At 72.1% G+C, this 21,693-nt stretch carries 16 protein-coding genes; 9 read left to right on the top strand and 7 right to left on the bottom strand.

Annotated elements, in window-relative coordinates:
- The first annotated feature begins 7 nt into the window (after positions 1-7).
- The 5 genes from O7615_RS08295 to valS all read left to right on the top strand — a co-directional run bounded on the left by O7615_RS08295 (position 8) and on the right by valS (position 8,732).
- Positions 8-1,510 carry an AlkA N-terminal domain-containing protein gene (locus O7615_RS08295; RefSeq protein WP_278176783.1) on the top strand — a complete coding sequence of 501 codons (1,503 nt, stop codon included), beginning with the start codon at positions 8-10 and terminating at the stop codon, positions 1,508-1,510.
- Between the two features lie 26 nt (positions 1,511-1,536).
- Positions 1,537-2,049: a methylated-DNA--[protein]-cysteine S-methyltransferase gene (locus tag O7615_RS08300; RefSeq protein WP_278176784.1), complete on the top strand. Its 513-nt coding sequence runs from the start codon at positions 1,537-1,539 to the stop codon at positions 2,047-2,049.
- Between the two features lie 469 nt (positions 2,050-2,518).
- Positions 2,519-4,240 (top strand): ABC transporter ATP-binding protein, encoded by a 1,722-nt coding sequence (locus O7615_RS08305; protein WP_278182020.1) that lies wholly within the window; start codon positions 2,519-2,521, stop codon positions 4,238-4,240.
- Entirely contained in the window at positions 4,237-6,114 is a 1,878-nt protein-coding gene (locus O7615_RS08310; protein ID WP_278176785.1) for an ABC transporter ATP-binding protein, read from the top strand. The genes O7615_RS08305 and O7615_RS08310 overlap by 4 nt, the downstream gene beginning before the upstream one ends.
- A 53-nt stretch (positions 6,115-6,167) precedes the next feature.
- Positions 6,168-8,732, top strand: coding sequence for a valine--tRNA ligase (valS, locus tag O7615_RS08315; RefSeq protein ID WP_278176786.1), 2,565 nt, complete (start codon positions 6,168-6,170; stop codon positions 8,730-8,732).
- A 52-nt stretch (positions 8,733-8,784) separates the two neighbouring features.
- Here valS and O7615_RS08320 read toward each other — a convergent pair whose 3' ends face one another.
- From O7615_RS08320 to O7615_RS08335, 4 genes are read right to left on the bottom strand one after another with little or no spacing between them, the layout of a single operon-like run.
- Complete coding sequence (locus O7615_RS08320; protein WP_278176788.1) at positions 8,785-9,495, bottom strand: ABC transporter permease; 711 nt, start codon at positions 9,493-9,495, stop codon at positions 8,785-8,787.
- Positions 9,495-10,445 (bottom strand): ABC transporter ATP-binding protein, encoded by a 951-nt coding sequence (locus tag O7615_RS08325; RefSeq protein ID WP_278176790.1) that lies wholly within the window; start codon positions 10,443-10,445, stop codon positions 9,495-9,497. Before O7615_RS08325 ends, O7615_RS08320 begins: the two co-directional genes overlap by 1 nt.
- Entirely contained in the window at positions 10,442-11,323 is an 882-nt protein-coding gene (locus tag O7615_RS08330; RefSeq protein WP_278176791.1) for an ABC transporter permease, read from the bottom strand. Before O7615_RS08330 ends, O7615_RS08325 begins: the two co-directional genes overlap by 4 nt.
- Complete coding sequence (locus tag O7615_RS08335; protein ID WP_278176792.1) at positions 11,316-12,230, bottom strand: ABC transporter ATP-binding protein; 915 nt, start codon at positions 12,228-12,230, stop codon at positions 11,316-11,318. Before O7615_RS08335 ends, O7615_RS08330 begins: the two co-directional genes overlap by 8 nt.
- Positions 12,231-12,452: 222 nt before the next feature.
- On the opposite strand from O7615_RS08335, the gene cysC reads away from it, so the two are divergent.
- The 3 genes from cysC to galT all read left to right on the top strand — a co-directional run bounded on the left by cysC (position 12,453) and on the right by galT (position 15,924).
- Positions 12,453-13,982, top strand: a complete 1,530-nt coding sequence (cysC, locus tag O7615_RS08340; protein WP_278176793.1) for an adenylyl-sulfate kinase — start codon at positions 12,453-12,455, stop codon at positions 13,980-13,982.
- An 83-nt stretch (positions 13,983-14,065) separates the two neighbouring features.
- Positions 14,066-14,854 (top strand): DeoR/GlpR family DNA-binding transcription regulator, encoded by a 789-nt coding sequence (locus O7615_RS08345; RefSeq protein WP_278176794.1) that lies wholly within the window; start codon positions 14,066-14,068, stop codon positions 14,852-14,854.
- A complete protein-coding gene (galT, locus tag O7615_RS08350) occupies positions 14,851-15,924 on the top strand; it encodes a galactose-1-phosphate uridylyltransferase (RefSeq protein ID WP_278176795.1) in 1,074 nt (357 codons plus the stop codon). The genes O7615_RS08345 and galT overlap by 4 nt, the downstream gene beginning before the upstream one ends.
- Positions 15,925-16,267: 343 nt before the next feature.
- Here the strand turns inward: galT and O7615_RS08355 are convergent, their stop codons facing one another.
- From O7615_RS08355 to O7615_RS08365, 3 genes are all read right to left on the bottom strand, one after another.
- Positions 16,268-17,485, bottom strand: coding sequence for an NADP-dependent isocitrate dehydrogenase (locus O7615_RS08355; protein WP_278176796.1), 1,218 nt, complete (start codon positions 17,483-17,485; stop codon positions 16,268-16,270).
- Between the two features lie 185 nt (positions 17,486-17,670).
- A complete protein-coding gene (mdh, locus tag O7615_RS08360; protein ID WP_278176797.1) occupies positions 17,671-18,621 on the bottom strand; it encodes a malate dehydrogenase in 951 nt (316 codons plus the stop codon).
- Positions 18,622-18,751: 130 nt separating this feature from the next.
- Positions 18,752-19,612: a bifunctional methylenetetrahydrofolate dehydrogenase/methenyltetrahydrofolate cyclohydrolase gene (locus tag O7615_RS08365; RefSeq protein ID WP_278176798.1), complete on the bottom strand. Its 861-nt coding sequence runs from the start codon at positions 19,610-19,612 to the stop codon at positions 18,752-18,754.
- Between the two features lie 432 nt (positions 19,613-20,044).
- Here O7615_RS08365 and O7615_RS08370 point away from each other — a divergent pair, with 432 nt between their 5' ends.
- A complete protein-coding gene (locus O7615_RS08370) occupies positions 20,045-21,649 on the top strand; it encodes an ABC transporter substrate-binding protein (protein WP_278176799.1) in 1,605 nt (534 codons plus the stop codon).
- Positions 21,650-21,693 lie beyond the last annotated feature (44 nt).

The following is a 21,693-nucleotide window of genomic DNA, read 5'->3' on the forward strand; positions in this document are numbered from 1 at the left end:
CGGTGACGTGGAACTGGACTTCGAGCGGTGTTACCGGGCCGTCGACAGCCGCGACCAGCGGTTCGACGGCTGGTTCTACACCGGCGTGACCTCAACCGGGATCTACTGCCGGCCGTCCTGCCCGGCCTCGACCCCGAAGCGGCAGAACGTACGATTCTTCCCCTCGTCGGCGGCGGCCCAGCGCGCCGGGCTGCGCGCCTGCCGTCGCTGCCGCCCGGACGCCTCCCCCGGCTCGCCGCAGTGGGACGTACGCGCCGATGTGGTGGGTCGGGCGATGCGGCTGATCGCCGATGGCGTGGTCGACCGGGACGGGGTGCCCGGGCTGGCCGCCCGGCTCGGCTACACCGAGCGGCACCTGCACCGGATGCTGCGGGCGGAACTCGGAGCCGGGCCGCTGGCGCTGGCCCGCGCCCAGCGCGCACAGACCGCGCGCACGCTGATCGAGACCACCGAACTGGGCCTGGCCGAGGTCGCCTTCGCCGCCGGATTCGGCAGCGTCCGGCAGTTCAACGACACCGTCCGCGAGGTCTACGGCGCGTCGCCGTCGCAACTGCGTACCGCCCGGCGGGCTGCGGTGGGCGGCGCGGGCACGGTCACGCTGCGGTTGGCGTACCGCCCGCCGCTGCACGCCGCCGCGCTGCTCGACTTCTTCGCCCGGCGCACGCTGCCGGGGGTCGACGAGGTACGCGACGGGACGTACCGCCGGGGGTTGAGGTTGCCGCACGGCACCGGCGAGGCGGCGCTGACCCCGGCGGCGGGGTACGTCGCGGCCACGCTGCGCCTGACCGACCTGCGCGACCTGGCCCCCGCCGTGGCCCGCTGCCGGCGCCTGTTCGACCTCGACGCGGACCCGGTCGCCGTCGACCAGACGCTCGGCGCCGACCCGGCGCTGGCCCCGGCCGTGGCCGCCGAGCCCGGGGTACGCGTCCCCCGGGCGGCGGACGGCTTCGAGATGGCCGTCCGGGCCATCGCCACCCAGCAGGTCTCCCTGACCTCCGCCCGCACCACCCTCACCCACCTCCTCGCCTCAATCCCCCCACCCTCCCCTGTTGATCATGAGGTTAGCGAGGGTTTTGGAGATCAAACCTCCCGTCAACTTCATGATCAACGTGGCGAGGATGGGGGTGGGGGGTTGCGGGGGTTTGTCGGCGCGGAGGAGGTGTTGCGGGTCGCGGATGCGGGTTTCCGGATGCCGGTGGGGCGACGGGAGACGATCCGGGCGGTGGCGCGGGCCGTCGCCGACGGGCGGCTCGACCTGGACCCGGGCGGGGACCGGGAGGAGACGGCGCGGCAGCTGACCGCGATCCCGGGCATCGGCCCGTGGACGGCGGGCTACCTCGCGATGCGCGCGCTCGGCGACCCGGACGTGTTCCTCGCCACCGACCTCGCGGTACGCCGGGGCGCCGACGCCCTCGGCCTGCCCGACAACCCGAAGACCCTCGACGCGTACGCCAGCCGCTGGCGCCCCTGGCGGTCGTACGCGGTGATCCGCCTCTGGCGAGCAGCATGACTCCGACTCCGACCTGGGAGAACAGCATGAGCAACACGATCGACAGTGCCCGCATCGAGACCCCCGTCGGGCCGTTCACCATCCTCGCCGGCCCGGACGGCGCGGTACGGGCCGCCGGCTTCACCGCCGACCCGGCGAACCTGCTGCCGGTGATGCATCCGAGCCTGCGCGGCGAGCCGCGAACGCGACCGGACCTCGGCCCGGTCACCGCCGCCGTCGCCGCCTACCTCGACGGCGACCTGGCCGCGATCGACGACGTTCCGGTCGAGCAGCACAGCGGTGGGGCGTTCCTGTCGCACGCCTGGCAGGTGCTGCGCGACGTGAAGCCGGGCGAGCCGATCACCTACACCGCGTACGCCGGGCTGGCCGGGCGGCCCGCCGCCGTACGCGCCGCCGCGGCGGCCTGCGCCCGCAACGCCGCCGCGCTCTTCGTCCCCTGCCACCGGGTGCTGCGCACCGACGGGACGCTCGGCGGCTACCGCTGGGGGCTGCCCGTGAAGTGCTGGCTCCTCGACCACGAACGACCCGGCAGGGATTGACCAAGGGCGGTAACGCCCAGCAACCATCACCCCGAGTGACCACGTTCGCCGGACAGCCGCCACCCATGGATGTCCCCGATCGGCCCTTTGCTCTGCTTCAACATACGCAATAGCCGCTGAGCAGCATCGATGTGACGGCGGCGAGAGAGATCAGTCGGCGCGTCCATAACGGAAGGTGACCGTTGCGTGGATTGAAGCAGAGCAAAGGGTCGAGACTGAGGTTGGTCGGGCAGGCTGGCCAACACGGGCTGTCATCGCCGCGCGGCCGCTGCGCGGCGACCGCGGGCCTCCTGCGACCTGACACCAAACCGACACCGGCACGGCTGCCGATTGCGGCTACCGTCAGGTAGTGGCTGCGGGGAGCGACGGCGGCCCGGCCAACCGGGACGAGGTCCGTCGACACCCCCTGCGTAACCTCTGGCGGCTGCGCCACTACCTGCGTCCGCACGCGGTCGAGTTCGGGTGGCTGATGGTGGCCGGGCTCGCGGCCACCGGGGCGGGCATCGCCGTACCCCTGGTCGCGCAGCAGGTCGTCGACGGACCGGTAGCTCGGCGGGACCTGACCGGACTGTTCCACCTGGCCGGGCTCGCGCTGCTGCTCGGCCTGGCCGAGGCCCTGCTGATCTTCATCCGCCGGTGGACGCAGTCGTCGTCCTCCGTGGCGATGGAGGCGGCCATCCGGGCCGACGTCTACGCCCACCTGCAACGGCTGCCGCCCAGCTTCCACGACCGGTGGCCGTCCGGTCAGCTGCTCTCCCGGATCACCAGCGACCTGTCGGTGCTGCGCCGGTTCCTCTCCTTCGGGCTGTTCTTCCTCGTCCTCAACGTGGTCACCTACCTGGTCGTGGTGGTGCTGCTGGTCCGCCTGTACCCCGCGCTGGGCGCGCTGGTGGCGGCCAGCGCGGTGCCGCTGTTCGTGATCGCCCGCCGCTTCGGCCGGCACTACCACGCCGCGTCCCGACGGATGCAGGACCAGCAGGGCGACGTGGCCACGCTGGTCGAGGAGACCGCGCAGGGCCTGCGCACGATGAAGGCGTACGGGCGGGGGCCGCAACTGACCGCCCGGTTCGTCGGCGGCGCCAGGGCGTTGCACGACACCGGGGTCGGCAAGGGACGGCTGCTCGCCCGCACCTCCGCGCTGCTCGATCTGGTGCCGAACCTGACCCTGGGCATCGTGCTGGTGGCCGGTGCCGCGGCGGTCGCCGGCGGGCGGCTCACCATCGGCCAGCTGGTCACCTTCGTCAGCCTCCAACTGATGCTGATCTGGCCGGTGCAGTCGCTGGGTTGGATCATCGCCAACGGGCAGGAGGCAGCCACCGCCGCCGACCGGATCCAGGAGGTGCTGGCCACCCGACCGGCCATTGTCGACGCGCCGATCGCCGTCGCCCTGGCCCGCTCCACGGTACGCGGCCGGCTCCGCTTCGAGGCGGTCGGCTTCCGCTACCCGGGCAGCGCCGCGCCGGTGCTGCGCGGCGTCGACCTGACCGTCGAGGCCGGCGAGACCCTCGCCGTGGTCGGTGCCACCGGCAGCGGCAAGAGCACCCTGCTGTCCCTGGTGCCCCGGCTGCACGATGTCGGGGCGGGCCGGATCACCCTCGACGGGCACGACCTACGCGACCTGCGGCTGGCCTCGCTGCGCGGCCTGGTCGGCACGGCCTTCGAGGAGCCGACGCTGTTCTCCATGTCGGTGTGGGAGAACCTCACCCTCGGCCGGCCCGACGCCGGTGCGGACGAGGTCCGGGCCGCCCTCGCGCTGGCCCAGGCCGAGTTCGCGTACGACCTGCCGTGGGGACTGCGTACCCGGCTCGGCGAGCAGGGCCTGTCGCTCTCCGGCGGCCAGCGGCAGCGGCTCGCGCTGGCCCGGGCGGTGCTCGTCCGGCCGGCCGTGCTCGTCCTCGACGATCCGCTCTCCGCACTCGACGTGCACACCGAGGCGCTGGTGGAAGCCGCGCTGAAACGGGTGCTGCGGAACACCACCACGCTGCTGGTGGTCCACCGGCCCTCCACCGTCGCCCTCGCCGACCGGGTCGCGCTGCTGGAGCACGGCCGGATCGCCGCCGTCGGCACCCACGCCGACCTGCTGGCCACCGTGCCCGCGTACCGTGCGGTGCTCTCCGCCGAGCCGGCCGCGCCGAATCCCCGCACGCCGGCCGATCCGGCGCCCGGCGGCTCTTCCCTGGTGTGCTCGTGACCGCCGGAACGACCGGGCCGGCGCCCCTACCGGAGTCCGATCCGGCGCACTGGCGGGGGGTGGCGGCCGATCCGCATGCCGACCGCAGCCTCGCCGAGGACGCCGATCCGGCGGCGGTGGCCCGGCTGCGCACCCGCAGCCGAGCGCTGCTGGCCGACGTGCTGCGCCCGCACCGCGCCCGGCTGGGCGCGGCGGTCGCACTGCTGTTGACCCAGAACGCCGCGGCCATGTCCGGGCCGTACCTGGTCATGCTCGGCATCGACCGGACGATCGAGCCGCTGCGGGCCGGCAACCCCGGCCCGCTGGTCGCCGTCGCCGTGTCGTTCGCCGCCGCGGCCGGGATCGAGTACGCGGCCCGCCGCGGTTTCCTCACCGTCTCCGCCCGGATCGGCCAGGCCGTCCTGCTCGACCTGCGCCAACGGGTGTACGCGCACTTCCTGCGCCTGCCGGTCGCCTTCCACGAGCGGTACACCTCGGGCCGGATGATCTCGCGGCTGACCAGCGACATCGACTCGATCGCGGAGCTGGCCGAAGGAGGCGTCGAGAGCCTGGTGATGGCCGCGCTGACGATCGTGTCGGTGGCCGGCATCCTGCTCTGGCTGGATCTGCCGCTGGCCGCGGTGACCCTGCTCGCCTTCCCGCTGCTGTTCTGGCTGTCCCGCTGGTTCGCCCGCGCCTCGGCCGCCGCGTACCGGCGCACCCGGGAGGCGATGGCCATGGTCATCGTCCACTTCGTCGAGTCGATGCGGGGCATCCGGGCCGTGCAGGCGTACCGCCGGGAGCCGCGCAACCAGCACATCTTCGACTCGGTCAACGACGACTACCGCCGGTCCAGCCGGCACGCGTTCCACCTGATCGCGACGTACTCGCCGGGGCTGAAGCTGATCGGCAACGTCACGGTGGCGGTGGTGCTCTGCTACGGCGGTGCCCGGGTGCTGGCCGGTGACACCGGGGTCGGCGTGCTCGCGGCCTTCCTGCTCTACCTGCGCCGGTTCTTCGAGCCGATGCAGGAGCTGAGCCAGTTCTACAACTCCCTGCAGTCGGCGACGGCGGCGCTGGAGAAGCTCGCCGGGGTGCTCGACGAGCGGCCCTCGGTCGCCGAACCGGCCCGTCCCGTGCCGCTGCCCCGCGCACCGGGACGCGGCGCGGTCCAGTTCCGCGCGGTGTCGTTCGGGTACCGCCCGGACGCGCCGATCCTGACCGGGCTGGACCTCACCATTCCCGCCGGGCAGACCGTGGCGCTGATCGGGCCGACCGGTGCCGGCAAGTCCACCGTCGCCAAGCTGCTCGCCCGGTTCCACGACCCGGCCACCGGCACGGTCACCCTCGCCGGGGTGGACCTGCGCCACGTCGCCGACGCGGAGCTGCGCCGGGCGGTGGTCCTGGTCACCCAGGAGACGCACCTGTTCGGCGGCAGCGTGGCGGAGAACATCCGGTTCGGCCGGCCGGATGCCGACGACGACGCGGTCGAGGCCGCCGCCCGCGCCATCGGCGCGCACGACTTCATCGCGGCGCTGCCCGACGGGTACGCCACCGAGGTGCACCGGCGCGGCGGGCGGCTCTCCGCCGGGCAGCGGCAGCTGGTCGCCTTCGCCCGGGCCTTCCTGGCCGACCCGGCGGTGCTGATCCTCGACGAGGCCACCTCGTCGCTGGACGTACCGACCGAACGCCTGGTGCAGCACGCCCTCGGCACCATCCTGCGGGACCGGACCGCGGTGGTGATCGCGCACCGGCTCTCCACCGTGGAGATCGCCGACCGGGTGCTGGTCCTCGACGCGGGCCGGATCGTCGAGGACGGCCCGCCGGCCGAGCTGATCGCCGGCGGCGGCCGGTACGCCGCCCTGCACCGCCGGTGGCGCGACTCGCTGCTCTAGGTAGACGACTGCATTGGCGTGCCCGTCGACGGCTCGCTGCCTACGATCAACGGATGACTGATACGGCGAGGACTGCCCGCACCGGCGTCCCCGAGCGTCCGAGTCTGGACGGGCTCGAGGAGACCTGGTCGCGCCGCTGGCAGGAGGAGGGCACGTACGCGTTCGACCGCAGCAGGCAGCGGTCGGACGTATACGCGATCGACACCCCGCCACCGACCGTATCGGGCGAGCTGCACATGGGGCACGTCTTCTCGTACACGCACACCGACCTGGTCGCCCGCTTTCAGCGGATGCGCGGCCGGACGGTCTTCTACCCGATCGGCTGGGACGACAACGGCCTGCCCACCGAGCGCCGGGTGCAGAACGTCTACGGCGTGCGCTGCGATCCGTCGCTGCCGTACGACCCGCAGTGGCGGGCGCCGGAGGCCCCGGTGGACGACGCCGCCCGCAAGGATCCGACCCCGATCTCCCGGCGCAACTTCATCGAGCTGTGCGAGCGGCTGACCGGCGACGACGAGCAGGTCTTCGAGGCGCTGTGGCGCCGGCTCGGGCTGTCGGTGGACTGGTCGCTGATGTACACCACCATCGGTCCGGTGGCCCGGGCCACCTCCCAGCGGGCGTTCCTGCGCAACCTCGCCCGGGGCGAGGCGTACCAGGCCGAGGCGCCGACGCTGTGGGACGTCGGCTTCGCCACCGCGGTGGCCCAGGCCGAGTTGGAGGACCGGGAGCGGCCGGGCGCGTACCACCGGCTGCGGTTCCACGCGCCCGGTGGGCGGGAGGTGCTGATCGACACCACCCGGCCGGAGCTGCTGCCGGCCTGCGTGGCGCTGGTCTGCCACCCCGACGACGAGCGGTACGCCGACCTGGTCGGCACGTCCGTGCGTACCCCCGTCTTCGACGTCGAGGTGCCGGTGCGCGCGCACCCGCTGGCGGACCCGGCCAAGGGCACCGGCATCGCGATGGTCTGCACCTTCGGCGACCTGACCGACGTGACCTGGTGGCGGGAGCTGGCCCTGGGCACCCGGGTGGTGATCGGCCGGGACGGTCGGCTGCTGCCGGAGGCGCCGGCCGGGGTGCCCGCGCAGCCGTACGCGGCGCTGGCCGGGCAGACCGTGAACGGCGTCCGGCGGACAATCGTGGCGCTGCTGGCCGACGCCGGTGACCTCGTCGGCGAGGCGCGCCCGATCACCCACCCGGTGAAGTTCTACGAGCGGGGCGACCGGCCACTGGAGATCGTCTCGACCCGGCAGTGGTACCTGCGCAACGGTGGCCGCGACGCCGACCTGCGCGCGGCGCTGCTGGGCCGGGGGCGCGAGCTGCGCTGGGTGCCGGAACACATGCGGCACCGCTACGAGCACTGGGTGGGCGGCCTGACCGGCGACTGGCTGGTCAGCCGGCAGCGCTTCTTCGGCGTGCCGGTGCCGGTGTGGTACCGGCTCGACGACGCTGGCGAGCCGGACTGGTCCCAGCCTCTCATCCCGGACGAGTCCGCGCTGCCGATCGACCCGTCCGAGGACGCCCCGCCCGGGTACGACGAGGCGCAGCGCGGCGTGCCCGGCGGGTTCGTCGGTGACCCGGACGTATTGGACACCTGGGCCACCTCGTCGCTGACCCCGCAGATCGTCGGCGGCTGGGAACGCGACCCCGACCTGTTCCGGCGGGTCTTCCCGATGGACCTGCGTCCGCAGGGCCAGGAGATCATCCGCACCTGGCTGTTCGCCAGCGTGGTCCGGGCACACCTGGAACACGGCACGCTGCCCTGGCGGACGACCGAGCTGTCCGGGTGGATCCTCGACCCGGACCGCAAGAAGATGTCGAAGTCCAAGGGGAACGTGGTCACCCCGATGGCGCTGCTGGAGCAGCACGGCTCCGACGCGGTGCGGTACTGGGCGGCCAGCGGCAAGCCCGGTACCGACCTCGCCTTCGACCCGGCCCAGATCAAGATCGGCCGGCGGCTCGCCACCAAGCTGCTCAACGCGTCCAGGTTCGCGCTCGGGCTGGGCGCCGCCGACGCGCTGCGCGCCCCGGTGACCGAGCCGCTGGACCGGGCCATGCTCGCCGAGTTGACCACCGTGGTCGCGTCCGCGACCACCGCCTTCGAGGCGTACGACCACACGGCGGCGTTGCAGGCCACCGAGTCGTTCTTCTGGCGGTTCTGCGACGACTACATCGAGCTGGTGAAGGAACGCGCCTACGGCACCGGGGCCGGTGCCGACTCGGCCCGCGCGGCGCTGGCCACCGCGCTCTCGGTGCAGCTGAGGCTGTTCGCCCCGGTGCTGCCGTTCGCGACCGAGCAGGTGTGGTCGTGGTGGCGGTACGGCTCGGTGCACCGGGCACCCTGGCCCACCACGTACGAGGTGGGCCGGGCCGTGTCGAGCGAGGGGGATCCGGAGCTGCTGCGGCTGGCCTCGGACGCGCTGGGGCAGGTCCGCCGGGCCAAGTCCGAGCGGAAGCTGTCGATGAAGGCGGAGGTGCCGCTGGCCGAGGCGCTCGGTCCCGCCGCCCTGCTCGACCAGCTCTCCCTGGTCGTCGGCGACCTACGCGCGGCGGGCCACATCGGCAAGCTCGACTTCCTTCCCGACCGCACGCCCGACCTCGTCATCGCCTGCGCCTTCTAGACCGTCGGGTGCGAGGAAGGGCCCCGATGGGAGGAGCCCTTCCTCGCACCCGTCAGCTGGTCTCGCCGGCGACGGAGAAGGAGCGGAGGCGGTCGATGGAGAGCGCCGTGGCGGCGACGATGATCAGCGCGGTCATCACCACCGCCACCGGCACGGAGACCGTGGTGCTGAGCAGCTCGGTCGGGGCGAGCCGGTCGGCCAGGGCGATCACGTAGTGCTGGATCGACAGCACCCGGGTGCCGGTGACCACGTTGCCGAGCAGCCCCTCCCAGATCAACACGTAGACCAGGCCGAGCAGCACCGGCCGCCGGGTGAGCAGGCTGGCCGCCACGAACAGCGCCGAGTAGGCCAGCGCACCGGCCGAGGCGGCGACGGCGAGCGCCACGCCGAGGCGTACCGAATCGGCCAGCAGGCCCGCGGCGAACAGCGGGACCGCGACGGTGACCGCGGTGACGCCGGACGCGACGGCCAGCTTCGGCAGCACGATCTGCCAGCGCGGCAGCGGGGAGGTGAGCACGTGCACCACCGTGCCGTCGTCGATCTCGGCACCGAGCACGCCGGTGCCGACGATCAGCGCGACCACCGGCAGCACCACCGCCAGCCCGAGGCCGACCAGCACCGGCGGACCCCAGTCGGCGGGCGCGACCCCCAACCCTCGGGAGATGACGGCCAACACCACCAGCAGCACGGGTAGCGGTAGCAGCAGCAGGAACCGCCGGCGCCCGAACAGCCCGCGCGCGGTGATCCAGGAGACAGTGGACATCAGGCCTCCACCAGGTAGGAGAAGACGCTCTCCAGGGATTCGTCCTCGGGCACCAGTTGCCGCACCCGCACGCCCCGGGCCAGGGCGACCTTCGGCAGCGCCCGGGTGAAGGCGCCGTAGTCGCCGGCCCGCACGGTCAGGCCGTCGCGGACCAGCTCGACCCCGTTGACCGAGGGCTCGGCCATCAGGGCGACGGCCAGCGCCCGGTCGTCGGTGGAGCGGATGGCGAAGACGTGCGGCCGGTTGGTCATCAACCGCCGGATGGTCCGGAAGTCGCCGGAGGCGGCGAGCCGCCCCGCGACCATCACCTGCACGGTGCCGGAGACCTGCTCGACCTCCTCCAGGATGTGGGAGCTGAACAGGATGGTGCGGCCCGCGTCGCCGAGGGAGTGCAGCAGCTCCATCATGTGCAGCCGCTGGCGCGGGTCCATGCCGTTGAACGGCTCGTCGAGCAGCAGCACCTGCGGGTCGTGCACCAGCGCCGCCGCCACCCGGGTCCGCTGCCGCATGCCCTTGGAGTACGTGCCGATCCGGCGGTCCTGCGCGTCCTCCATCTCGACCAGGGCCACCGCCCGGCGGGCCGCCGCCTGCGGGTCCGGCAGCCGGTGCAGTTTCGCGGTGGCCAGCACGAACTCGTACGCGGTGAGGAAGGTGTGCACGGCCTCCCGCTCGCTGACCAGCCCGAGCCGCCGGTAGACCTCCGGGTTGCGCCAGGTGGGCCGGCCGTCCAGGGTGACCGCGCCCCGGGACGGGGCGAGGAAGCCGGCCATCATGTGCAGCAGCGTGGTCTTGCCGGCACCGTTGGGGCCGAGCAGCCCGGTCACCCCGGGCCCGAGGCTCATGCTCACGTCGTTGACCGCGACCACGTTGCCGTACCAGCGGGAGACCCCGGCGAGGTCGAGGGTGCTGGTGGCGGTCGCCGGCGCGGCGGCAGGGGTTGTCGTGGTCATCGGGCGGCCACCTTCCGGTAGCGGGCGAGCAGCAGGGCGACGCAGCCCGCGACGAGCGCGACGGCGACGAGCACGTACACCGGGCCGAAGGGGCCGTTGTCGGGTGCGACGCCCTCCGGGTCGGTGATCAGCAGGTCGCTCATCGCCCAGAACCCGACGCCCTGCACCAGGGTGGGCGGCGAGGCGATGCCGGCCAGCTGGTTCGCGGTCTGCGAGGGCAGGATCGACAGGATGCCGACGATCGGCGTGGTCATCAGGAACACGGCCACGATCCCGCCGGCGGCGAAGGCCCGCTTGCCGGTCAGCGAGGCGATCAGCAGGCCGACCGAGGCGAAGACCGCCGCCCAGAGCCCGGCGTAGAGCAGGCCGGGCAGCAGGTCCAGCAGTTCGTCCCAGACCGCGCCCATCCCGTCGGCGGTGAACGCCGCGCCGAGGAACATCAGCAGCTGCGGCGCGCCGAGCAGCAGGAACAGCGCGGTGACCAGGGCCAGCAGCTTGGCCAGCGGGTAGTCGGTGTGCGGCAGCGGCCGGGAGAAGTACAGCGGCAGGACACCGCTGCGCAGGTCGCGGGAGACCAGCTCGGGCGCGGTCACCGCGACGAAGAAGATGACCAGCCAGCTCATCGCGTCGGCGAACTGGGCGTACGTCATGATCACTTCGCCGACCTGGCTGCGGATCGCGGTCACCGCGGCGGCCACCATCAGCACGATGCCCACCACGAGCCAGGGAAAGATCTTGGCCTTGGCGCTGCGACCCAGCCCGAAGGCGGTGCGCACGCCGTGCAGGTACAGCGCGCCGAAGACGTGCCGACGGCCGAGCAGGGGGCCGGTGTAACGCTGGTAGCCGATATCGTGGATGACGCCCGTCGGCTCAGGCATGACTGCTCTCCCTCCGGGCGAAGAGTTCGGCCACCCGGTGCCGGCGCTGGTCCAGCCGGTGCAACGGCAGGTCCAACTCGGCCACCGTGCCGATGATCAGGTCGTAGGTGCCCTGGTCGCCCAGCGGGACGAGCAGCAGCCGACCCTCCCGGGCGACCGGCAGGTCGAGCGCGGCCAACCGGGCGGCCAGCGCCTCGGTGCCCTCGCTGACCTCGACCGCCAGCACGTCGGTGGCCGAGGTCATCGCGGCGACGTGATCGGCCCGCAGCAGTCGCCCGCCCTCGATGGCGACCAGGGTGTCACAGATCCGCTCGACCTCACCGAGCAGGTGCGAGCAGACCAGCACGGAGATGCCGAACTCGGTGCCGATCCGGTGCACCAGGGCCAGCATCGCGTCCCGGCCGGCCGGGTCGAGGCCGTTGGTGGGCTCGTCGAGCAGCAGCAGGTCGGGGTCGTGCACCAGCGCCTGAGCGAGCTTGACCCGCTGCTTCATGCCGGTGGAGTAGCCGCCCACCGGCCGGTGCCGCTCCTCGTGCAGCCCCACGTGGCGCAGTGCCTCGGAGGCCCGCTCCCGGGCGGCGGTTCGCGGTAGGCCGCTGATCCGCCCCAGGTGGGTCACCAGCTCGGCGGCGGACAGGTCCGGCGGCAGGCAGTCGTGCTCCGGCATGTAGCCGACCCGGGCCCGCACCGCCGCGGTGTCGGCCGTCGGGTCGAACCCCAGCACCTCGATGCGGCCGCGGGTCGGGCTGAGCAGGCCGAGCAGCAGCTTGATCAGGGTCGACTTGCCGGCGCCGTTGGCGCCGACCAGGCCGACAATGCCCGGTTCCACCGCCACCGTCAGATCGGACAGTGCGGTGACCCCGCCGCCGTAGACCTTCGTCAACGACTCGGTTGCAATCAGTGTCACGCCGACAGCCTAGGGCCGCCGGACAAGCCGGACGCTCCGGCAGCCACCCGGATTTCCCCTGATCCGCGCCGGACGGCACCCCCTAGGGAGGGTGGTCCGCCGCCGTCACCGCGGCAGTTCCGGTGCGGCCGGGCCGAGCCCGCACGGCGGAAGGAGTGGCGCTCTCGACCGATCGGCGACCGGCTGCGAAACTGTGTGCCGGTCGCTGGAGTGGGGAGTCTGATGAGCAACGGGTGGGTGCTGCCCGACGAGGTGCTGCGGGAGGCACCGACGTACACGCCGAGTCCCGGCGAGCTCGCGGATCTTGAGCTGCTGCTGACCGGCGCGTACGCGCCGTTGACCGGGTTCATGACCCGGGCCGACCTGGTCTCCGTCAGTCGTCGGGGCCGCCTCGTCGACGGTGACCCGTGGCCGGTCGCCGTCCCCCTCCTGGTGCCGACGGCGCTGATGCAGCAACTCGACCTCACCGACCCGGACCGCCGGACGCTCGTGCTCACCGACGGCGAGGGCGCGCCGATGGCCGCGCTGGAGGTGACCGACGCCTGGGCGGTGCGCGACGGGGTCGCCGGGGTCGGTGGCAGCGTCCGCCGGCTCGGTGACGGCGGGCACGGCCCGTTCCGGCGACTGCGGCGTACGCCCGAGGAGATCCGCCCGCTGCTGCCACCCGGCCGGGTGCTGGGGGTGGTCGCCGACCGCCCGCTGCACCGGCCGCAACTGGCCCAGATCGCGCACGCCGTGCGTACCCTGAGCGCGCACCTGCTGATCATGATCCCGGTGGGCGAGGACGGCACCGGTGGGCTGCCACCGGAGGCGCTGGTACGCAGCGTCTTCGCCGCCCGCGACCGGATGCCGCCGGCGACCGTGGTCGCCGTGCCGTTCTCCCGGCGGCGGGACGAGATCAGCGACGCCCTGCTGCTGGCCCGGGTCTCCGCCGCGTACGGCGTCACCCACCTGCTCTCCACCGGCGAGATGCTCTCCGGCGCGGGGCTGCGGGTGCTGGTGCCGCGCGAGCTGGCCTACGACAACCGGGACGGTCAGTGGCGCTGGCGAGAGGACATCCCGCCCCGCAACCGACGGCTGGCGCTCAGCCAGGCCGAGATCGAGGATCTGCTGGACCGGGGATTCCCGCTGCCCGAGTGGCACACCCCGCCGGCGGTGGCGAAGGAGCTGAGCCGGGCCCGGCCACCCCGTCGACACCGGGGGCTGGTGGTGTTCCTGACCGGGCTCTCCGGCTCCGGAAAGTCGACCGTCGCCCGCGGTCTCGCCGACGCGCTGCGCGAGGAGGGCGAGCGTACGGTCACGCTGCTGGACGGCGACGTGCTGCGCCGCGAGCTGACCGCCGGGCTGGGCTTCAGCAAGGCGGACCGGGACACCAACGTACGACGGATCGGTTGGGTCGCCGCCGAGATCGCCCGGCATCGCGGGATCGGCATCTGCTGCCCGATCGCCCCGTACGCCCAGGCCCGGGCGACGGCCCGGGAGATGGCCGTGGCGGCGGGCGCGGGGTTCGTGCTGGTGCACGTCGCCACGCCGCTGGAGGTCTGCGAGCGGCGCGACCGCAAGGGCCTGTACGCGCGGGCGCGGGCCGGCCTGCTCACCGGGATGACCGGCATCGACGACCCGTACGAGGAGCCGACCGACGCGGATCTCGTGCTGGACACGACCGATCTCACCGTGGACGAGGCGGTGCAGCGGGTCCTGCACCAGCTGACCGAGACCGGGTGGGTCGAGCCCCGCCTGCCGGCCACCTGATCTCGGCACCACCCTTCCGGTGACCTATCCTCGGCGCTAGTGTTTGTCTCTGTTCAGAGATGTTCGTTCACGTGGGGGGGCCGATGCTCGCGCAACAACGCCAGGCGGCGATCCTCGACCGGGTCCGCGCGACCGGCGGCGTACGCGTCGGCGAGCTGGCCGCCGAGTTCCAGGTCTCCGACATGACCATCCGCCGCGACCTGGACCTGCTGCACGAACGCGGCCTGCTGGCGAAGGTGCACGGCGGTGCCACCGTCGCCGGCGTCACCGACGAGCCGGGGTTCCAGGCCAAGTCGGTGCGTCAGCAGGCCGAGAAGGCCGCCATCGCGGAGCGGGCCGCACGGCTGGTTCCGCCCGGTGCGGCGATCGCGCTCTCCGCCGGCACCACCACCGCCGAGCTGGCCCGGCACCTGGTCGACGTGCCGGCCCTGACCGTGGTGACCAACTCGCTGCCGGTGGCCGACATCCTGCACGACCGGGGCCGCAGCGACCAGACCGTGGTGCTGACCGGTGGGGTGCGCACCCCCTCCGACGCGCTGGTCGGGCCGCTGGCCGTCGGCGCCGTCCGCTCCCTGCACCTGGATCTGCTCTTCCTCGGGGTGCACGGGATAACCGAACGGACGGGTTTCACCACGCCGAACCTGATGGAGGCCGAGACGAACCGCGCCCTGGTGGCGGCGGCCGACCGGCTGGTGGTGCTCGCCGACCACACCAAGTGGGGAACCGTCGGCATCTCCGCCATCGCCCCGCTGGCCGCCGCGCACGTGCTGGTCACCGACGACCGGTTGACACCGGAGGCCCGGCGGCTGCTCACCGACCGGGTCGGCGAGCTGGTCGTCGTGCCGGTGCCCGGAAGCGATCCGCCGCGATGAGGCGTACCGCGGTCACCCTGGCCGACGGCCGGGAACTGATCTACTTCGACGAGCGGGACGACGCCGTACGGGACCAGCCGGACCGGCGCCCGCTGCCCGAGCCACCGCCCGCCTCCCAACTGCGCTACGACCCCCTCACCGACGAGTGGGTGGCGCTCGCGGTGCACCGGCAGACCCGGACCTTCCTCCCCCCGGCCGACCAGTGCCCGCTCTGCCCGTCGACGCCGGAGCGGCTCAGCGAGATCCCGGCACCGGACTACGCGGTCGCGGTCTTCGAGAACCGGTTCCCGGCCCTGAGCGGCCGGGTGGTGGAGGAACCGGCCACGATCACCCCGTTCACCGCGGCCCGGCCGGGGCAGGGACGCTGCGAGGTGGTCTGCTTCACCGACGACCACCACGCCTCGTTCGCCGGCCTGCCGCCGCACCGGGTGCGTACCGTGCTCGACGCGCTGGCCGACCGGACGGCGGTGCTCGGTGGGCTGGCCGGAGTCGAGCAGGTGTTCTGCTTCGAGAACCGGGGCGTGGAGATCGGGGTGACCCTGCACCACCCGCACGGGCAGATCTACGCGTACCCGTTCGTCACCCCGCGTACCCGGTCGTTGCTGGGCGCGGCCCGCCGGCACGCCGAGCGGACCGGCGGCCGCAACCTCTACGCCGACGTGCTCCGCGCCGAACGCGACGCCGGCGAGCGGGTGGTGGCGACGAACGAGCACTGGACGGCGTACGTCCCGGCGGCCGCCCGGTGGCCGTTCGAGGTGCACGTCGCGCCGCACCGGCCGGTGCCCGACATCCCGGCGTTGACCGATGCCGAACGCGACGCCTTCGGTCCCCTCTACCTGGACCTGCTGCGCCGCCTCGACGGGCTGTTCGACACGCCGATGCCCTACATCGCCGCCTGGCACCAGGCACCCGTCCGCGTCGACCGTGAGCTGGGGCATCTGCACCTGCAGCTGTTCAGCGTCCGGCGGGCGGCGGACAAGCTGAAGTACCTGGCCGGTTCGGAGTCGGCGATGGGGGTCTTCATCAACGACATCGCCCCGGAACGGGCCGCGGCACTGCTGCGCGGGTGACCGGCGAGGCACCCTGCGCCGGATGACCGGCGACGCACTCCTTGGCGCGGCGGGTGACCGGGGGCCGTGGCGACGCAGGGCGCGGGGGGCCCGGGACAGGGCCCCCCGCGGGGAAGGGACGGCTGGCTGTACAGGACAGCCGGGAAGGCTGGCTGCTGGGCACGCGCGCCGCGCGGTGGCGACGGTCAACCTTCCAGGACGGGACTGGCATCTCGTCCACCCAGGTCAACGAGGCGCGCCGGGCCGGGTGACGCCGGTTGGCGAGTCGTCGTTCCCACCCGGGTGGGAAACACCGAGCCCACCGGTCGTGCTGGCCGGCGGGCTCGGTGACTGCTGACGGGGCTCAGGCGGCGAGGCGGCGCGCCAGGTTCTCGTCGAGCGCGTTCATGAACTCGTCGGTGGTCAGCCACGGGGCGTCCCGCGAGATGAGCAGCGAGAGGTCCTTGGTCATCTGGCCACCCTCGACGGTGTCGACGATGACCTGCTCCAGCGTGGTGGCGAACTCGGTGACCGCCGGGGTGCCGTCCAGCTTGCCCCGGTGGGCCAGGCCACGGGTCCAGGCGTAGATCGAGGCGATCGGGTTGGTCGAGGTCTTCTCGCCCTTCTGCCACTGCCGGTAGTGCCGGGTGACGGTGCCGTGGGCGGCCTCGGCCTCGACGGTACGACCATCCGGCGAGAGCAGGACGGAGGTCATCAGGCCGAGCGAGCCGAAGCCCTGCGCCACGGTGTCGGACTGCACGTCACCGTCGTAGTTCTTGCACGCCCAGACGTAACCGCCCTCCCACTTGAGCGCGGCGGCGACCATGTCGTCGATGAGCCGGTGCTCGTAGGTGAGGCCGGCGGCGTCGAACTCCGCCTTGAACTCGTTCTCGAACACCTCGGCGAAGATGTCCTTGAACCGGCCGTCGTACGCCTTGAGGATCGTGTTCTTGGTGGACAGGTAGACCGGGTAGCCCCGGTCCAGGCCGTACCGGAACGAGGCCCGGGCGAAGTCCCGGATCGACTCGTCGAAGTTGTACATGCCCATGGCGATGCCGCCGCCGGGGAAGTTGGCGACCTCCAGTTCGACCGGCTGCGAGCCGTCGGCCGGGGTGTAGGTGATGGTCACCGTGCCCGGGCCGGGGACCACGAAGTCGCTGGCCTTGTACTGGTCGCCGTGCGCGTGCCGGCCGATGATGATCGGCTTGGTCCAGCCCGGGACGAGCCGCGGCACGTTGGACATGATGATCGGCTCACGGAAGACGACGCCGCCGAGGATGTTGCGGATGGTGCCGTTCGGCGACCGCCACATCTTCTTCAGGCCGAACTCCTCCACCCGGGCCTCGTCCGGGGTGATGGTGGCGCACTTCACGCCCACGCCGTGCTGCTTGATGGCGTTGGCGGCGTCGACGGTCACCTGGTCGTCGGTGGCGTCGCGGTGCTGGATCGACAGGTCGTAGTAGTGCAGGTCGACGTCGAGGTAGGGCAGGATCAGCTGCTCCCGGATCTGCTTCCAGATGATCCGGGTCATCTCGTCGCCGTCGAGCTCCACGACCGGGTTGTTTACCTTGATCTTCGCCATCGGCCGGCGCTCCTCTCAGGGGACATGCTCAAGCAGTACAACCGTACTGCAAACCCCACACCCCCACTCCCCTCCCCCTCACCCCCACTCGCGTTGATCATGAAGTTGTTGCCTCGACACGCCGATGCGAGCGACAACAACTTCATGATCAACGGGGCGAAGGTGGGGAGGGGACAGGGGGTGGGTTACATGGTGGTGATGTCGGACTGCTTGGCGCGGACGGCTTCGGCGGCGGCCTTGAGGCTGGCCAGTTCGTCGGCGTCGAGGGGGGTCTCGACGATGCGCTTGACGCCCTCGGCGCCGATCTCGGCCTCGACGCCGAGGTAGACGCCGGAGATGCCGTACTCGCCGTCGACCCAGGCACAGACCGGCATGACCTCGCCGGAGTCCTCCGCGACGGCCTTGGCCATCCGGGCGGCGGCGGCCGACGGGGCGTAGTACGCCGAGCCCGTCTTGAGCAGCGCCACCACCTCGGCGCCACCGTTGCGGGTACGCACGACCAGGTCCTCGATCTGCTCGGCCGGCATGACCTCACGCAGCGGCTTGCCGTCGACGGTGCTCTGGGACGGCACCGGAACCATGGTGTCGCCGTGCGAACCCAGGGTGAGGGTGCGTACCGACTTCACCGGTACGTCCAGTGCCTCGGCGACGAAGTTGGTGAACCGGGCGGTGTCCAGCATGCCGGCCTGGCCGAGCACCCGGTTGCGCGGGAACTGGGTGGCGATCTGGGCCAGCGCGGTCATCTCGTCGAGCGGGTTGGAGACCACGATGACGACGGCGTTCGGTGCGTACTTGGCCACGTTCTCGGCGACCTGGCGAACGATCTTGGCGTTGGTCTCCAGCAGGTCCATCCGGCTCATCCCCGGCTTGCGCGGCAGGCCGGCGGTGATCACCACGACATCCGAGCCCTCGATGCCCTCGTAGCCCTCACCGTTCGGGCCGGTCGTGACGCCCACGACCGTGGTCTCGAAGCCCTCCACGGGACGCGACTGGTTGAGATCCAGGGCGATGCCCGCGGGCTTGCCCTCGATGATGTCGGTGATCACGACGGTGTCGAAGACGTCGTACTCGGCCAGGCGCTGCGCGGTGGTGGAGCCGTAGAAACCGGCGCCGACGACAGTGACCTTCTTACCCATGGTCGTCCCACTCCCTGATACCAGTCGGTTTTCCGGACGGTATCAGCCATCCTGGCACCGATCGGCCCAGGGGCGGACGGTTATCACCACGCCGGGCGTTCGGCGTACCCACCGCCGCCGGTGCCCCGGGTCAGCCGCGGGAGGCGCGCTCGACGACGTTGGTGAGCAACATCGCGCGGGTCATCGGGCCCACGCCGCCGGGCATCGGCACCAGCTTGCCGGCCACCTCGGCGACCTCCGGGGCCACGTCACCGGTGTAGCGGCCCTTGCCGTCCTGCCCGATCACCCGGGTGATGCCCACGTCGACCACGACGGCGCCCGGGGTGACCATGTCCGCGGTGAGCAGTCCGGGCACGCCGGCCGCGACGATGACGATGTCGGCGGCGCGGGTGTGCGCGGTGAGGTCGAGGGTGCCGGTGTGGCACAGGGTCACCGTGGCGTTCTCGCTGCGCCGGGTGAGCAGCAACCCCAGCGGGCGACCGACCGTGTTGCCCCGACCCACGACCGCGACATTGGCCCCGCGCAACGGCACGTCGTGCCGGCGGAGCAGTTCCACGATGCCGCGCGGGGTGCACGGCAGCGGCGCCTCGTAGCCGAGCACCAGCCGGCCCAGGTTGACCGGGTGCAGGCCGTCGGCGTCCTTGTCCGGGTCGATCAGCTCCAGCACCCGCTGCGTGTCCAGGTGCCCCGGCAACGGCAACTGGACGATGTAGCCGTGACAGGCCGGGTCCGCGTTCAGCTCGGCGAGGGTCGCGTCGACCTGTTCCTGGGTGGCGTCGGCCGGCAACTCCCGGCGGATCGAGGCGATGCCGACCTCGGCGCAGTCCCGGTGCTTGCCGTTCACGTACGCCTGGGAGCCGGGATCGGCACCGACCAGCACCGTGCCGAGGCCCGGTACGGTGCCCCGTTCCGCCAGCGCCTTGACCCGCGCCCGCAGCTCGTCCTTGATCTCGGCCGCGGTCGCCTTGCCGTTCAGAAGCGTCGCCGTCACGACCAGATCGTCTCACGCCCGACGGCGTCGACTCCCCCGACCTGGTCGGCCGGGCCACTTCGACCGTCGAACTACTTTCCGTTACGTGTTGTTAGTCACGTTGAGTGACGAAGTGTGGAGCCCGACACAGCCGCTCCGGACGGCGAGGCGCAAAGGCCCACAATCCGACGATCATGAGGATCCGTCTCAGGGGGCGCCAACGCGCACCGCAACCGGCCCTAGTCCTTCATATTTCCCCACGTAGAACGCCAGTTATCCGGTCAGGCATAGCACGGGCCGCACGGGCCGGCAAGGAAGGGGGGTCCGTTCCGTTACGCCATCGCAACCGCTACGTTGCCGAGTCGCGGCACACGACCTACCGTTGCCCATCGTCGCGCAGAGTCACCCCAGCGTCGGGCTCGACTGCGCAGCGTAAGCAGATGAGGAGGCTAGATGCGTGTTCGTAGGCTCGCCGCCTGGACCGCCCTCCCGCTCGCGGTGACCCTGGGCCTGGTGGCCTGCGGCGCGGGCGGCGACGGCGGATCCGGCGAGAGTGACCCCAACGCGGCCGTGCGGATCGAGATCGCCGAGCCGCAGCACCTGGTGCCGACCAACACCAACGAGACGAGCGGCTCCCAGGTGCTCGCCGCCCTGTTCAGCCCGCTGGTCGACTACGACGAGGCCCACAAGCCGTACGAGGTCGCGGCCGAGTCGATCACGTCCGAGGACAACACCACCTGGACGGTCAAGCTCAAGGACGGCTACACCTTCCACAACGGCGAGGACGTGACCGCCGACAACTACATCGACGCCTGGAACTACGGCGCGTACGCCCCGAACGGCCAGAACTCCAGCTACTTCTTCGAGAAGATCGCCGGATACGACGACCTGCAGGGCGAGAACCCGACGGCCGAGACGCTCAGCGGGCTGAAGAAGGTCGACGACCAGACCTTCACCGTCACGCTGTCGCAGCCGTACAGCGAGTTCCGGTCGATGCTCGGCTACACCGCCTTCTACCCGCTGCCGGAGGCCGCCTTCTCCGCGCCGGGCGAGCTGGCCGAGGGCTTCGAGCAGGCGCCGATCGGCCAGGGCCCGTTCAAGATGAAGGGCACCTGGCAGCACGACGCCAAGGTCGAGGTCGAGCGGTACGACGCCTTCCCGGGCGAGCAGCCGAAGGTGGCCGGCGTCGAGTTCCGCATCTACCAGCAGCTGACCGCCGCGTACGCGGACGTGCTGTCGGACAACCTCGACGTGATCAAGACCATCCCGACGGAGAACCTCTCGACGGCCGCCACCGACCTGGGTGACCGGTTCCAGCAGAGCCCCGCGTCGTCGCTGCACTTCCTCTCCTTCCCGACCTTCCAGGAGGAGTTCAGCAACCCGGACGTGCGCCGGGCCATCTCGATGGCGATCGACCGCGAGGAGATCACCCGGTCGATCTTCAAGGACTCGCAGCAGCCGGCCCGCTCGTTCGTCTCGCCGGCCGTCGCCGGCTACCGGGAGAACACCGTCGGCGCCGCCGGCGAGTTCGACCCGGCCAAGGCCAAGGCGCTCTACCAGGCCGCCGGTGGCCCGTCGAAGATCACCCTGTCCTACAACGGGGACGGCGGCCACAAGGACTGGATCGACGCCACCTGCAACCAGCTCAAGGCCAACCTGGGCGTGGACTGCGTCGGCAACGCCGAGCCGAAGTTCGCCGACCTGCTGACCAAGGTCAAGGCCAAGCAGCCGGTCGGCCTGTTCCGGATGGGCTGGATCATGGACTACCCGTCCATGGAGAACTACCTGGGCCCGCTGTACAGCACCAACGGTTCGTCGAACTACTACGGCTACAGCAACCCGGACTTCGACCGCCTGCTCGCCGAGGGCGCCAGCGCCCCCAGCGAGGAGGAGGCGATCAAGAAGTACCAGGCCGCCGAGGACCTGCTGGCGGAGGACCTGCCGGTCGTGCCGCTGCGGTTCGGCCAGAACAACTTCGGCCACTCCACCAAGGTCCAGAACGTCGAGATGGACCTCTTCGACCGGATCGACCTGATCAAGATCGAGGCCGTGAAGTAACACCCACGCAGGCGGGTCGGGTCATCACGAGGTGACCCGACCCG

Source organism: Micromonospora sp. WMMD1082, from assembly GCF_029626175.1.
In the GTDB taxonomy this organism is placed as follows: Bacteria; Actinomycetota; Actinomycetes; order Mycobacteriales; family Micromonosporaceae; genus Micromonospora.